The organism is Streptomyces sp. NPDC057010 (assembly GCF_042673805.1).
GTDB lineage: Bacteria > Actinomycetota > Actinomycetes > Streptomycetales > Streptomycetaceae > Streptomyces.
Genome location: NZ_JBHUSC010000012.1, coordinates 1 through 13,820 on the forward strand (window position 1 = coordinate 1; position 13,820 = coordinate 13,820).

General features: G+C 73.0%; 11 protein-coding genes. 4 read left to right on the plus strand and 7 right to left on the minus strand.

All coding sequences use genetic code 11. The features are described from left to right. Positions 1 to 213: 213 nt before the first annotated feature. Positions 214 to 1,176 (minus strand): GlxA family transcriptional regulator, encoded by a 963-nt coding sequence (locus ACFTXQ_RS14270; protein ID WP_382640140.1) that lies wholly within the window; start codon positions 1,174 to 1,176, stop codon positions 214 to 216. A gap of 93 nt (positions 1,177 to 1,269) precedes the next feature. Here ACFTXQ_RS14270 and abc-f point away from each other — a divergent pair, with 93 nt between their 5' ends. Continuing rightward, entirely contained in the window at positions 1,270 to 2,907 is a 1,638-nt protein-coding gene (abc-f, locus tag ACFTXQ_RS14275; RefSeq protein ID WP_382640143.1) for a ribosomal protection-like ABC-F family protein, read from the plus strand. Positions 2,908 to 3,174: 267 nt separating this feature from the next. Next, entirely contained in the window at positions 3,175 to 3,477 is a 303-nt protein-coding gene (locus tag ACFTXQ_RS14280) for a hypothetical protein (RefSeq protein WP_382640146.1), read from the plus strand. Between the two features lie 69 nt (positions 3,478 to 3,546). Here ACFTXQ_RS14280 and ACFTXQ_RS14285 read toward each other — a convergent pair whose 3' ends face one another. From ACFTXQ_RS14285 to ACFTXQ_RS14305, 5 genes are all read right to left on the minus strand, one after another. Then, complete coding sequence (locus tag ACFTXQ_RS14285; RefSeq protein ID WP_382640149.1) at positions 3,547 to 4,341, minus strand: SDR family NAD(P)-dependent oxidoreductase; 795 nt, start codon at positions 4,339 to 4,341, stop codon at positions 3,547 to 3,549. Beyond that, positions 4,338 to 5,534 (minus strand): MAB_1171c family putative transporter, encoded by a 1,197-nt coding sequence (locus ACFTXQ_RS14290; RefSeq protein WP_382640152.1) that lies wholly within the window; start codon positions 5,532 to 5,534, stop codon positions 4,338 to 4,340. Before ACFTXQ_RS14290 ends, ACFTXQ_RS14285 begins: the two co-directional genes overlap by 4 nt. After that, positions 5,531 to 6,025, minus strand: a complete 495-nt coding sequence (locus tag ACFTXQ_RS14295; RefSeq protein WP_382640153.1) for a hypothetical protein — start codon at positions 6,023 to 6,025, stop codon at positions 5,531 to 5,533. Before ACFTXQ_RS14295 ends, ACFTXQ_RS14290 begins: the two co-directional genes overlap by 4 nt. A gap of 249 nt (positions 6,026 to 6,274) precedes the next feature. Further along, the gene (locus ACFTXQ_RS14300; RefSeq protein WP_382640156.1) at positions 6,275 to 8,731 is read right to left on the minus strand and encodes a Tex family protein; all 2,457 of its coding nucleotides are present in this window, start codon (positions 8,729 to 8,731) and stop codon (positions 6,275 to 6,277) included. Between the two features lie 98 nt (positions 8,732 to 8,829). After that, positions 8,830 to 9,693 (minus strand): hypothetical protein, encoded by an 864-nt coding sequence (locus tag ACFTXQ_RS14305; protein ID WP_382640159.1) that lies wholly within the window; start codon positions 9,691 to 9,693, stop codon positions 8,830 to 8,832. 436 nt (positions 9,694 to 10,129) lie between these two features. On the opposite strand from ACFTXQ_RS14305, the gene ACFTXQ_RS14310 reads away from it, so the two are divergent. Beyond that, complete coding sequence (locus ACFTXQ_RS14310) at positions 10,130 to 11,656, plus strand: M1 family metallopeptidase (protein WP_382640162.1); 1,527 nt, start codon at positions 10,130 to 10,132, stop codon at positions 11,654 to 11,656. A 48-nt stretch (positions 11,657 to 11,704) separates the two neighbouring features. On the opposite strand, the gene ACFTXQ_RS14315 is transcribed toward ACFTXQ_RS14310, so the two are convergent. Further along, positions 11,705 to 12,607, minus strand: a complete 903-nt coding sequence (locus ACFTXQ_RS14315; RefSeq protein ID WP_382640165.1) for an oxygenase MpaB family protein — start codon at positions 12,605 to 12,607, stop codon at positions 11,705 to 11,707. 159 nt (positions 12,608 to 12,766) lie between these two features. Here ACFTXQ_RS14315 and sph point away from each other — a divergent pair, with 159 nt between their 5' ends. Next, a complete protein-coding gene (gene sph / locus ACFTXQ_RS14320) occupies positions 12,767 to 13,756 on the plus strand; it encodes a sphingomyelin phosphodiesterase (RefSeq protein WP_382640168.1) in 990 nt (329 codons plus the stop codon). Positions 13,757 to 13,820 lie beyond the last annotated feature (64 nt).

Here is a 13,820-nt window from a genome sequence, read left to right on the forward strand (position 1 = left end):
CGGCGCCGTGGCCGGGGGCGCTGCCCCCGGACCCCCGCTCCTCAAACGCCGGAGGGGCTGAAATTGCCCTGCGGGCAATCCAGCCGCACCAGGCGGGCGGCATCAGCCAAAATCCAGCCTCGCCGGCGTTTGAGGCGCGGGGTCCGGGGCAGCGCCCCGGCAGCGGCGCCGCACCCGGCACCATCCAGCCCCGCCGGCGTTTGAGGCGCGGGGTCAGGGGCCGAAGCGGCGGCGGTATTCGGCCGGGGACTGGCCCAGGGTCTTCACGAAGGCGCGTCGCAGGGCCTCCGGGGTGCCGTAGCCACAGGCACGGGAGATCTGGGCGACGCCCGCCCCGCTGTCCTCCAGGAGCCTCCGCGCGTGTTCCACGCGCACCCGCTCCACGTACCGCCCCGGCGTCACCCCCGTCTCCGACTGGAAGGCACGGGCGAAGTGCCGCGGGGAAAGCCGAGCCCGCGCGGCCAGCGCCTCCACGCTGAGGTCCCCGTCCGGGTGCTCCGTGATCCACTGCTGCACGTCCCGCAGCGGCTCCCGCCGCGCCGTCTGCGCCTCCAGCTGCGCGCTGAACTGCGCCTGGTTGCCGGGCCGCCGCAGGAACACCACCAGGTGCCGGGCGATCGTCAGCGCCACGTCCCGCCCGTGGTCCTCCTCCACCAGCGCCAGCGCGAGGTCGATCCCCGCCGTGACCCCGGCCGAGGTGGAGACCGGCCCGTCCCGTACGTAGATGGGGTCCGGCTCGACCACCACCTCCGGATAGTCCCGCGCCATCCGCTCGCACGCGTTCCAGTGCGTCGTCGCCCGCCGCCCGTCCAGCAGCCCGGCCTCGGCCAGCAGCAGCCCTCCCGTGCACACGGACACCACCCGCTCCGCCCCGCCCCCGTAGGCGCGCAGCCACTCGACGAGCCGCGGCTCGAAGTCGGCCGTGTAGCGGCCCCCGGGCACCAGCAGCGTGGTCCCGGCCCCGGGCCGGGCGCTCTCCAGTTCCCCGTCCGGCACCAGCGTGAGCCCGCTGCTCGTCCGGACCGGGGCGCCCCCGAGCGACACCGTCCGGATCCCGTACCCCGACCCCGACAGCCCGGGGAACCGGGCCACCCCGGCGAACACCTCCACCGGCCCGGTCACGTCCAGGCTCTGCACCCCGTCGTAGAGGACGACGAGCACGTTTCGCAACGACATGGCCTCATGGTGTGACGCGGACCCCGATGGCCGCAATGACGCGCTTCCCACCTTTACGGCCATGACCCCCGGCGCGGATAGGATCGGCAGATCATGACTGCAACCCTCGTCGCCAAGAAGCTCACCGCCGCGCACGGTGAGCGCACGCTGTTCGCCGATCTCGACCTCGTCATCGCGCCCGGCGACGTCATCGGCCTCGTCGGCGTCAACGGCGCCGGGAAGTCCACCCTGCTGCGCCTCCTCGCCGGGCTGGACACCCCCGAGACCGGTGAGCTGCGGCTCTCCCCGCCCACCGCCGCCGTGGGCCACCTCCCGCAGGAGCCGGAGCGCCGGCCCGCCGAGTCGGTACGGGACTTCCTGGCCCGGCGCACGGGCGTGGCCGCCGCGCAGGCGGAGCTCGACGCGGCGACGCAGGGGCTGGTGGACGGCACGCCGGGCGCGGACGACGCCTACGCGACGGCCCTGGACCAGTGGCTGAACCTCGGCGGCGCCGACCTCGAGGATCGGGCCGAGGAGGTCGCCGCCGAGCTCGGTCTCACCGTCGGTCTCGACCTCCCCATGACGGCGCTCTCCGGCGGCCAGGCGGCCCGCGCGGGCCTCGCCTCCCTGCTCCTCTCCCGCTACGACGTGTTCCTGCTCGACGAGCCCACCAACGACCTGGACCTGGACGGTCTGGAGCGGCTGGAGCAGTTCGTCAAGGGGCTGCGCGCGGGCACGGTCGTGATCAGCCACGACCGCGAGTTCCTGACGCGGACCGTCACCAAGGTCCTGGAGCTCGACCTGGCCCAGCAGCAGATCAACCTCTACGGCGGCGGCTACGACTCCTACCTGGAGGAACGGGCCCGGGCCCGCAGCCACGCCCGCGAGGAGTACGAGGAGTACGCGGACAAGAAGGCCGCCCTCGAAGGCCGGGCGCAGATGCAGCGCAACTGGATGGACAAGGGCGTGCGCAACGCCCGCCGCAAGTCGAGCGACAACGACAAGATCGGCAAGGCGCTGCGCGGCGAGTCGAGCGAGAAGCAAGCCGCCAAGGCCCGCCAGACGCAGCGGGCGATCGAGCGGCTGGAGGTCGTCGACGAGCCGCGCAAGGAGTGGGAGCTGCGCATGGAGATCGCGGCGGCCCCGCGCTCCGGCTCGGTGGTCGCCACCCTGCGCGAGGCGGCCGTCAAGCGCGGGGACTTCGCCTTCGGCCCCGCCAGCCTGCAGATCGACTGGGCCGACCGGGTGGCGATCACCGGCGCCAACGGCGCGGGCAAGTCCACCCTGCTGGCCGTCCTCCTCGGCCGGCTGGAGCCGGACTCGGGCTCCGCGACCCTCGGCTCCGGGGTCCTGATCGGCGAGGTGGACCAGGCGCGCGGCCTCTTCCTCGGCGACGAACCGCTGCTGGAGGCCTTCTGCGCGGCGGTCCCGGACACCGAGCCGGCCGAGGTGCGCACCCTGCTGGCCAAGTTCGGCCTCAAGGCGGCCCACGTGCTGCGCCCGGCGGCCACGCTCTCCCCCGGCGAGCGCACCCGTGCCGCCCTGGCGCTGCTCCAGGGCCGCGGGGTGAACCTGCTGGTCCTGGACGAGCCCACGAACCACCTGGACCTCCCGGCCATCGAACAGCTGGAGTCCGCCCTGGAGGCGTACGAGGGCACGCTGCTCCTGGTCACGCACGACCGCCGCATGCTGGACGCCGTCTCGGTGACCCGCCGGCTGCGGGTCGCTGACGGCAAGGTGACCGAGCTTTAGGTGTATTGACCACGGGGGCACGTCCCAAGGTGCCCCCGTGGTCGAACGCGACTAGCCTTTGTGAGTGAGAGCCGCAACCGCGGAGCACGCCCCCATGGCCGGAGCTCCGCGCCGCCGGGGTCGAACCCCCTGTGGCCGGACGTGTGCCTCCGCATTTCCCGCGGCCCTGTATCCGATCCGCGCTGCGCATGTCGATTTTGCGGCCGCGGTTCCGCTCCCCGTATGCCTCGCAGAGGTGTGGGCGGGTGGAAGGAAAGGGAATTTCTCATGCATGCACTGAGAGCGAAGCGCCTCTTCGTGGTCTCCGCCGCCGGTCTCCTGATGGCCGGTGGGGCCGCGCTCGGCACGGCGGGCACCGCCTCCGCGGCGACCCCGACCCAATCCGTCAGTTACGTCACCGGCGGCGGCTGGGACGACGACGATGACGACGGCGGCGGCTGGCACAACAGTGGCTGGCGTCACGGCGGCTGGGACGACGATGACGACAACGGCTGGGGCGGACACGGCAACTGGAGCGGTCACCACGGCCGAGGAGGACACGGAGGATACGGAGGACACGGCGGCTGCTGATCCGTCCCCTTCACAGCACACCGTGCGCGGACCGGTCACCGGGCCGCGCATCGGTCTGCCGCGGTGACGTCAGTGCTCGTGCTCCTGTGACCGGTCCGCCGGGGCGCGCCGGGTGCGGGCCATCCTCCGCGCCACGAAGCCCCGCGGGAGGTGGCGGGCCGCCAGGGCGTAGGCCCGGTAGCGGCGGCCGGTGACGCTGAGCGGCCGGCGCAGCGCGAGGTCGCGCAGGGCGCGCGCGACGACGGCCTCCGGCTGCAGCCAGACGGCCTCGCGCAGGGAGCTGACGTCCATCCCGGCGCGCTCCTGGAACTCGGTGCGCGTGAAGCCGGGCACCACCGCCAGCACCCGGACCCCGTACGGCTCCATGTCCACGCGCAGGGACTCGCTGAAGGCGGTGACCCAGGCCTTGGCGGCCCCGTAGGTCCCGGTCGGCAGGAGCCCGGCCACCGAGGAGACGTTGAGGACGGCCCCGCGGCGGCGTTCGCGCAGGCCGGGCAGCAGCGCGTGGGTCAGCCGGAGCGGGACCTTGACCAGCAGGTCGAGCATCCGCTCCTCGTCCTCGACGGGGCTGTACGGGAAGGGCGCGGGCAGTCCGAAGCCCGCGTTGTTGACCAGGACGTCCACGGGCCGGTCCCGGTCGGCGAGCCGCTCGGCGACGGCCGCGCACTGCGCCGCGTCCAGCAGGTCGGCGGGCAGCACCTCGCAGACCGTGCCGAACTCCCGCCCCAGTTCCCGGGCGACGTCCTCCAGCCGGTCCTTGTCGCGGGCGACGAGGACCAGGTCGCAGCCCTTGGCGGCGAAGCCGCGGGCGAAGGCGGCGCCCAGTCCGGCGCTGGCCCCGGTGATCAGTACGGTGGTGCTCACGACACCTTCACTTCCTCTTCCTCGCTGCCGCCCGCCGAGCCGTAGGCCTGCGCGACGTCGACGAGGAACCGTGCCTCGTCCGCCAGGTCCCCGCCCTCGTGCGAACTCTGGATCGCGGCGGGCAGCTCCAGCCCGGCCGACTCCCCCGCGTGCCCGGGCAGTCCGGCGAGTTTGGCCTGCCGCGCCTCCTTGAGTACGGAGGCCAGCGCGGCCGCGGTGCGCCGCTGCTCGGGGATCCCGCGCCCGGCGACCCGGCCGCGGGCGAGCTCCAGGGCGCCCGGAGCCACGTACTCCCCCAGGATGAGGATCGCGTCGCGCGTTTCGATGACCTTGCGGTAGACGAGCATGTCGCGCGGCACCGGCGGCCACAGCAGCTCCACCACCCGTCCCGACCGGGGCTTGTTGAGGGCCACGTGCGGGACGGCCTGGACCAGGTCGCGCCACAGCGGCCACAGCCGCCAGGCGGTGGCGATGTCTGCGGCGGTCCGGCGGAAGGTGAACAGGGTCGGCACGAAGATCGCGGCGGCGCGCAGCAGGCCGTGCAGGTTCATCAGCAGCGGCAGGGCGGGCATCGCCCAGGTGCTGCCGAACAGGGCCTTGAGGAGGTACGCGAACCAGAACACGCCGGCGAGCGCGGTACCGAGGCCGAAGAGCCGCAGCCCGGCGGCCAGTCCGCGGCTCTCGCTGCGGCGGCTGTAGCGCCAGCACAGGGAGACGCAGATGGTGTTGGCGACCACGTGCGCGGAGATCAGCACCAGCCAGTACGCGAGCGAGGGCACCGGATCGCCGACGGGCGGCATGGTGTGGGTGCCGTGCGCGGGCGCCGCGAGGTCCAGGGCGATCAGCGCGGAGAGCCAGGCCACCGTGGCGATCCACGAGGCGAGTTGGAGCCGGCGGCCGCGGGTGGTGGCGGCCACGAAGTAGATCACGGCGCCCGCGGACAGCACGCCGATGAGGTTGCGGACGAGGCCGATGGTGTGGGCGTAGCCGGCGCCGCGGCTCATGGCGTAGGCGACGACGTCGGGGAGGTTCAGTGTCATCGCGGCGGCGGCGGTGGCGACGGCCAGCCACAGGCCGCGCTGCTGCGGGGAGCGCAGGGCGCCGGGGGCGCGGAGCAGGACCGCGATCCACAGGATGACGACGCTCGGGACGGCGAGCGAGTTGCCGAAGTCGGTCAGGCCGGCGGCGGTCATCTCTCCCCCCGCTCGTAGCCCATGGCGGACTCCAGCCGGGCCAGCGTGCCGTGGGCCCCGGCGGCCGTGTGCGGGCCGGAGTTCGCGGTGCGGATGCGGATCATGCTGGCGAGCATCTCCGCCTCCTGCTCCTGGCGGGTGGTGTAGTTGGTGCGCCCGAGCACGGTCGGGGCGCCGCCGTCGGCCTCCTCGCCCTCCAGCGAGTTGTGCCCGAAGAGGATGTGGCCGAGCTCGTGGAGCACGATGTGCTCGCGGTGCAGCGGGGTGGTCTGGGCCTCGTAGAACACGTAGTCCACGGTGGCCGTGCCCACCCACAGCCCGCAGACGCCGGACTCCGCGGCCTCCTTGGGGAGCGGGTGCAGCCGTATGGGGCGGCCGCGCTGCTCGGCTATTCGGTTGCACAGCGCATCGAGCGAGAACGGATGGGTCAGATCCAGTTGGCCGAGAATGTTCTCGCACCGTTTGCGGAGGCTGAGTTGCCGGTGGGGCATGTGATCCCTCTTCGGACCCTTTCTCGGGCAGCGTCGGTAGGCGTGCGTGGGCATGGGCATGGTGTCCTGTGCCTTCAAGGCGGCCTCGGGGAATGCGGTCCTGAGGGGAAAAGCGGAGGCCCGTCCGCCAGGTGACGAACGGGCGTTCCACCATGCCTACAGATCTTGTACGCGAGTTGGCAAGGTGCCCCCCAATCCGGGGAACCTATTCGGCCATTCCGCGGGAAGACCCTCACGCACCTGCGCTGACTAGCGCTTTCGCCGCTCCTCGGGGCCGGTCAGGCCGGCCCGGCGCAGGGCGTCGGCCATGGCGCTGTTGGCGGGGGCGGGGGCGTTTCCGCCGCCCTGCCGGCGGTCCTGACCCTGGCCCTGGCCGCGCCGGCCCTGGTTCCGCTGGTCCTGGCCCTGCCCCTGGCCCTGGTTCCGGCCGCCTTCGCGGGAGCCCGTGCCGCCGCGCTGCTGGGGCGGGCGGCCGCCGCCGCGCCGCTCCTGGCGTTCCTCGCGCTGCCTGGGCGCGCCGGCGGTGCGGTCTGCCTCGTCCTCCAGCCGCAGGGTGAGCGAGATCCGCTTGCGCGGGATGTCCACGTCCATGACCTTCACGCGGACGATGTCGCCCGGCTTGACCACGTCCCGGGGGTCCTTGACGAAGGTCTTCGACAACGCCGAGACGTGCGCCAGCCCGTCCTGGTGGACGCCGATGTCGATGAAGGCGCCGAAGGCGGCCACGTTCGTGACGACGCCTTCCAGGATCATCCCCGGGGTCAGGTCGCCGATCTTCTCCACGCCCTCCTTGAAGGTGGCCGTCTTGAAGGCGGGGCGCGGGTCGCGGCCCGGCTTCTCCAGCTCGCGCAGGATGTCGGTGACCGTGGGCAGGCCGAAGGCCTCGGTGACGAACTGCTCGGGCCGCAGGGAGCGCAGGACACCGGTGTTGCCGATGAGGGCCGCCACCTCGCCGCCGGCCGTCTTGCCCATGGCCCGGACCACCGGGTAGGCCTCGGGGTGCACGGCGGAGGCGTCCAGCGGGTCGTCCCCGCCGCGGATCCGCAGGAAGCCGGCGCACTGCTCGTACGCCTTCGGGCCGAGCCGGGCCACGTCCTTGAGGCCCTTGCGGCTGCGGAAGGGGCCGTTGGCGTCGCGGTGGGCGACGATGTTCTCGGCGAGTCCGCCGCTGATGCCCGAAACCCGCGACAGCAGCGGCGCGGAGGCGGTGTTGACGTCCACGCCGACGCCGTTCACGCAGTCCTCGACGACCGCGTCGAGGGAGCGGGAGAGCTTCACCTCGGACAGGTCGTGCTGGTACTGGCCCACGCCGATCGACTTCGGGTCGATCTTGACGAGCTCGGCGAGGGGGTCCTGGAGGCGGCGGGCGATGGAGACGGCTCCGCGCAGGGAGACGTCCATGCCGGGGAGTTCCTGCGAGGCGAAGGCGGAGGCCGAGTACACGGAGGCGCCGGCCTCCGAGACCATCACCTTGGTGAGCTTCAGCTCGGGGTGGCGGGTGATGAGGTCCCCGGCGAGCTTGTCGGTCTCGCGGGAGGCCGTGCCGTTGCCGATGGCGACGAGCTCGACCGCGTGCTCCTTCGCGAGGCGGGCCAGCTTGGCGAGGGACTCGTCCCACCGGTTGGCGGGGACGTGCGGGTGGATGACGTCGGTGGCCACGACCTTGCCGGTGGCGTCCACGACGGCGACCTTCACGCCGGTACGGAAGCCGGGGTCGAGGCCGAGCGTTGCGCGGGTGCCGGCGGGCGCGGCGAGCAGCAGGTCGCGCAGGTTCGCGGCGAAGACCCGTACGGCCTCGTCCTCGGCGGCCGAGCGCAGCCGCATGCGCAGGTCGATGCCGAGGTGCACCTGGATCTTGGTGCGCCAGGCCCAGCGGACGGTGTCGGCGAGCCACTTGTCGCCGGGCCGGCCGCGGTCGTTGATCCCGAAGCGGCGGGCGACGATGCCCTCGTAGGTGGACGGGCCGGGCGTCTCGCCCGGCTCCTCCGGCTCCAGCGTCAGGTCGAGGACGTCCTCCTTCTCGCCGCGCAGCATGGCGAGGACGCGGTGCGAGGGCAGCGCGGTGAACGGCTCGGCGAAGTCGAAGTAGTCGGCGAACTTGGCGCCCGCCTCCTCCTTGCCCTCGCGGACCTTCGCGGCGAGCCGGCCGCGGCCCCACATGCGCTCGCGGAGTTCGCCGATGAGGTCGGCGTCCTCGGCGAACTTCTCGGTGAGGATGGCGCGGGCTCCCTCCAGGGCGGCGGCCGGGTCGGCGACGCCCTTGTCGGCGTCGACGAACGCGGCCGCCGCGGCGGCCGGTTCCACCGAGGGGTCGGCGAGCAGGCGCTCGGCGAGCGGCTCCAGGCCGGCCTCGCGGGCGATCTGGGCCTTGGTGCGGCGCTTGGGCTTGAAGGGGAGGTAGATGTCCTCCAGCCGGGCCTTGGTGTCGGCCGCGTTGATCCGCGCCTCCAGCTCGGCGTCGAGCTTGCCCTGCTCCCGTACGGAGTCCAGGATCGCGGCGCGCCGGTCCTCCAGCTCGCGCAGATAGCGCAGCCGCTCCTCGAGGGTGCGCAGCTGGGCGTCGTCGAGCATCTCGGTCGCTTCCTTGCGGTAGCGCGCGATGAACGGCACGGTGGAGCCGCCGTCGAGCAGCTCGACGGCGGCCTTGACCTGCCGCTCCCGTACGCCGAGCTCCTCGGCGATCCTGCCTTCGATGGACATCGTCACGATCGGGTCCCGCCTGCCTTCGTTTGCACTGGAAGGCTGCCAATTGTGGCAGGTGGCGGCGGCGGTCGGCGGGACCCCTGCCGATCGGTCCGTGCGGGTCAGCCCTTGCCGCGGAGGTCGGCCGGGAACGCGCCGGCCGCGACGGCCTTCAGCACGAAGCCGCCGCCCAGCTCCGCCAGGCGGGCCAGGCCCTGCGCACCGAGGTGTTCGTACGGGGCGGCGTCCAGCCGGTCGGTCTCGGTCTCCAGCCGTTCGCGCAGGGCCAGGCCGTCCTCGGTGAGCTCGCCGTCGGCGTCGAGCACGCCGCGCTCGCGCAGGCGCCCGGCGGCGGCGTCCAGGTCGGCCTGCTGCCAGCCCCGGGTGGCCTTGAGCCACTTGGAGGTCATGCCCTTGCCGGTGGCGCCGTGGCTGACGAGGGCCTCCACCGGGTCGAGCCCGACGATGAGCAGGGCCGCGAGGTGGCCGTCGCCGCGGTGCTCGCGGAGCAGGGTGGCGGCGTGCCAGAGCCGCAGGTGCGGCTGCTCGGGGACGGGCAGGTCGGCGTGGGCGGAGTAGAGCGTGCGGGCGTGGCGGGTGCAGCCCTCGGTGGCGCGTATGGCCAGCTCGGCGGCCTCGGCGAGCTCGGGGGACTCGACGGTCTCGTCGCCGAGGAGCCGGCGCAGGGTGCTGTCGGCCGCGCGGTAGCGGGCGGCGATGACCTGCTCGGGGGAGACCGTGTCCCAGACGGCGGGCAGGACGCGGGCGAGGTGTTCGTAGCGGTAGTTGTAGAACGTGGCCGCCACGACGCCGGCCCCCACGGGGCCCATGGCGGCGGCCCGGCCGGCGAGGTTGGCGGCGCCGGGGTCGGCCACGCCGAGCGCGGCGAGCTCCTTGAGGTAGTCCGGGGAGAAGTAGACCGTGGAGTGCAGCGGGTTGATGGCACCGTGCCAGGCGTGCCGGGCGGCGAGCGCGGGAATCGTCATGCCGGGCAGGTTACCGACTGCTCAGTATGCCGGGAACCCCCGCCGCCGTCCGCCGCCGCGCCGAGCCCCCGCCTCAAACGCCGGCGGGGCTGGATGTGTGCCGGGTGCGGCGCCGTTGCCGGGGCGCTGCCCCGAACCCCGCGCCTCAATCGCCGGCGGGGCTGGATTTTGGCTGATGCCGCCCGCCTGGTGCGGCCGGCCCTGTTCTTTCTGGCCTTTCTTCGGTCCCTCCGCGGGCGGTGCGAGGGCGCTGATGTGGCTGCTCGGCGCGCTCGGCGCCCTGGCCACGGGCCCGTGCGGGGCGGCGGCGGTGTGACGGCCGAATGGCGATCGTGTGACAGGGGGCGCCATGGACATGACCTGGGACGCAGGGGTGAATACGGTCGAACGACGAGCCATCCAACCGACATGACTCCCCTACCACTTGGAGCCTTTCGTGCACCGCAAAGTCATCGCCCCGAGCGTGCTCGCCGCCTCCCTGCTGCTGGCGATCCCGGCATCGGCGGCGAGTTCCGGTCCGGGCGCCCCGGGTATCGGCGACCCCTACTACCCGGCCAGCGGCAACGGCGGATACGACGTGTCCCACTACGACCTGCGGCTGAAGTACGAGCCGAAGACCGACCTCCTCGAGGGCACCGCCACGCTCCTCGCCACCGCCAAGCAGGACCTGTCCCGGTTCAACCTCGACTTCGGCCTCCAGGTCAGCGAGATCCGGGTGAACGGCGCCAAGGCGAAGTTCGCCACCTCGGGCGCGCAGGAGCTGGAGGTCACCCCGGCGAAGCCCCTCGCCCGCAACACCCCGGTGACCGTCGTCGTCAAGTACGCGGGCAAGCCCTCCGAGTTCAAGGTGGACGGCTGGACGGCCTGGCAGCGCACGCCCGACGGCGGGGTCGCGGCGCAGGAGCCCCACTCCGCCGCCTGGTGGTTCCCGAGCAACGACCACCCGCTCGACAAGGCCACCTTCGACGTCTCCGTGAGCGTCCCGGACGGCACGCAGGCGATCAGCAACGGCGTGCTCCAGTCGCAGAGTTCGCGGCTGGGCTGGACCAGGTACAACTGGCGCTCCAACAAGCCGCAGGCCACCTACCTCGCCACGCTCGCGGTCGGCAGGTTCGACATCACCACCGACAAGACGGCGAGCGGACTGCCCGTCCTCAACGCGTACGCCAAGGACCTCGGCGACAACGCCGGGGCGGCCCGCGCGAGCGTGGAGCGGACGGGTGAGGTGGCCGAGTGGCTGGAGGGGGTCTTCGGTCCGTACCCCTTCAACGCGCTGGGCGGCTACGTGCCGAACGTGACGGCCGGCTACGCGCTGGAGACGCAGACCCGCCCGTTCTACGGCCCGCGCCAGTTCTCGAACGGCGCCAACGTCTCGGTGGTCGTGCACGAGCTCGCCCACCAGTGGTACGGCGACAGCGTGTCCGTCGAGGGCTGGAAGGACATCTGGATCAACGAGGGCTTCGCCCGCTACAGCCAGTGGCTGTGGTCGGAGAAGGAGGGCGAGGGCACCGCGCAGGAGCTCGCCGACTGGGCGTACGCCCTGCGCCCCGCCGAGGACCCGTTCTGGCAGGTCAAGCCGGGTGACCCTGGTCCGGACAACCAGTTCCACGGGGCCGTCTACGACCGCGGTGCGATCGCCCTCCAGGCGCTGCGCAACGAGATCGGCGACGAGAAGTTCTTCCAGATCCTGAAGGGCTGGCCGACCGAGCGGGCCTACGGGAACGCCAAGGTCGGCGACTTCGTCCGGTACGCCGAGAAGGTGTCGAACAAGCCGCTGGCCCAGCTGTTCGAGACCTGGCTGTACACCCCGGGCAAGCCGGACGCCTCGGCGCTGAACGGGACGGCGAAGGCCCCGACGGCCCGCTCGCTCCAGGCGGCCCCCGTCAAGCCGGCGGCGGAGCCGAAGTCGTGGAAGAAGATCGCGGAGACGAACACGATCCACGGGCACGAAGCCCGGAACTGAGCCCCGGCCCCGGCCCCGGCCGTACGGGACCTCGCGCGCCGGCGCCCCTCAGCGGGCGCCGGCGCGCCACTGCGCCCGCGCCCGACGGGCGATCGGCAGGTACCGCAGCCGCTCCGGCAGCAGCGGTGCGAGGAGCCGTACGGCGGTACTGAACCGCCTGAGCCTGCGCTCCTGGGCCGGGCTCCACTCCAGCCCGATGGCGGCGCGCGCCTCGGGCGGCATGTAGCCGACGGAGACGAAGGCCCGGAAGTGCAGGAACGCCGGCCGCAGCACGGGCCAGGCGAGCCGCAGCAGCAGCCGTGCGAGCGGTCCGCCGCCCTCGGGCCGGGGCAGCGGCACGTCGGTGGCGACCAGCTCGCGGGCGACGGCGGTCGGATCGATCTCCTCGGCCAGCATCCGGCCCCAGTACTCCCGGTATTCCTCGATGCTCTGCGGCATGTCCCGGTCGCGGAGCCCGAGGATCCGGCCCACCTGGAGCCACTCCTGGTACAACTGCCGTTCCTGGGCGGGGGTGAAGGGGCGCAGCAGGTAGCGCCCGGCGTACGTGTACACCGGGAACCCGGTGGCGTGCACCCAGGCGTAGCAGGCGGGGTCGAGGGAGTGGTAGCGCCGCCCGCGGGTGTCGGTGCCCTGGATCTCCTTGTGCAGGCGGCGTACCCGGCGGCCCTCCTCGGCGGCGTCCTCCCCGCCGTACACCCACAGCTGGACGGAGCGCAGCGAGCGCTCGCCGCGGCCCCAGGGGTCGGTGCGGAAGACGGAGTACTGGTCGACCCCGGCCGCGATGGCGGGGTGTGCGACCTGCATGGTGAAGGCGGCGGGCAGCATCAGCAGCGCCCGGACGTCCCCGGCGATGGTCCACAGCACCCCGCCGGGCGGGGGCGGCTCGGGGTCGGTCCGGCCGGCGGTCCCGCTCGGCGGGGTCCGCTCGGCAGGCTGCTGCGTCGTACTCATCCACGTGCCCCCGGTGCGCGTTCTTGCTGGTCCCCCCAGTATCGCGCCCCCACGATGTCCCGGGCCCGACAGAAAGTCTTGTCACGGGTGTTACCCAGAGGTAACCGCGGCTGCTTGGATGGCGAAGCCGATCTTCCCCACAGGAACGATGGAGACCTCATGCTGCACACCTCGCACCGCCGTCACCGGGCCGCCGCCGCGGCCGTCGCCGCGGTCGCCGCCGGCACGCTGGCCGTCACCACCGCGCCCTCCGCCGCGGCGGCGGAACCGGCCGCCGCGCCGCGGCTCAGCGTCCTGTCGTACAACGTGTTCCTGATGAGCAAGAACCTGTACCCGAACTGGGGCCAGGACCACCGGGCCGCGGAGATCCCCAAGGCCTCCTTCTTCCAGGGCCACGACGTGGTCGTGCTCCAGGAGGCCTTCGACAACGGCGCCTCCGACGCGCTGAAGGCCAACGCGGCCGCCCGCTACCCGTACCAGACCCCGGTCGTGGGCCGCAGCAAGAGCGGCTGGGACGCCACGGGCGGCGCCTACTCCTCCACCACCCCGGAGGACGGCGGCGTCACGATCCTGAGCAAGTGGCCCATAGTCCGCAAGGAGCAGGTCGTCTACAAGGACGCCTGCGGCGCCGACTGGTGGTCGAACAAGGGCTTCGCCTACGTCGTGCTGGACGTGAACGGCACCAAGGTGCACGTGGTCGGCACCCACGCGCAGTCCACCGATCCCGGCTGCAACGCGGGCGAGGCGGCGGAGATGCGCGCCCGTCAGTTCCGCGCGATAGACGCGTTCCTGGACGGGAAGAACATCCCGGCGGCCGAGCAGGTGATCGTGGCGGGCGACATGAACGTCGACTCGCGCACCCCCGAGTACGCCTCGATGCTCGCCAACGCCGACCTGGCGGGTTCCGACACGCGCACGGGCCACCCGTACTCCTTCGACACCGCGCTGAACTCGATCGCGAACTACCGCTACCCGACGGACCCGCGCGAGGACCTGGACTACGTCCTGTACCGCAAGGGCAACGCCCGTCCGGCGGGCTGGGAGAACAACGTGGTCAAGGAGCAGTCGGCGCCCTGGACGGTCTCCAGCTGGGGCACCTCCTACACCTACACCAACCTCTCCGACCACTACCCGCTGATCGGCCGCTAGGCCTGCCCGCGCGCCCCGCACCCGGTCCGTCCCGCCGGGTGCGGAGTGCGGCACCGCCCCGTCC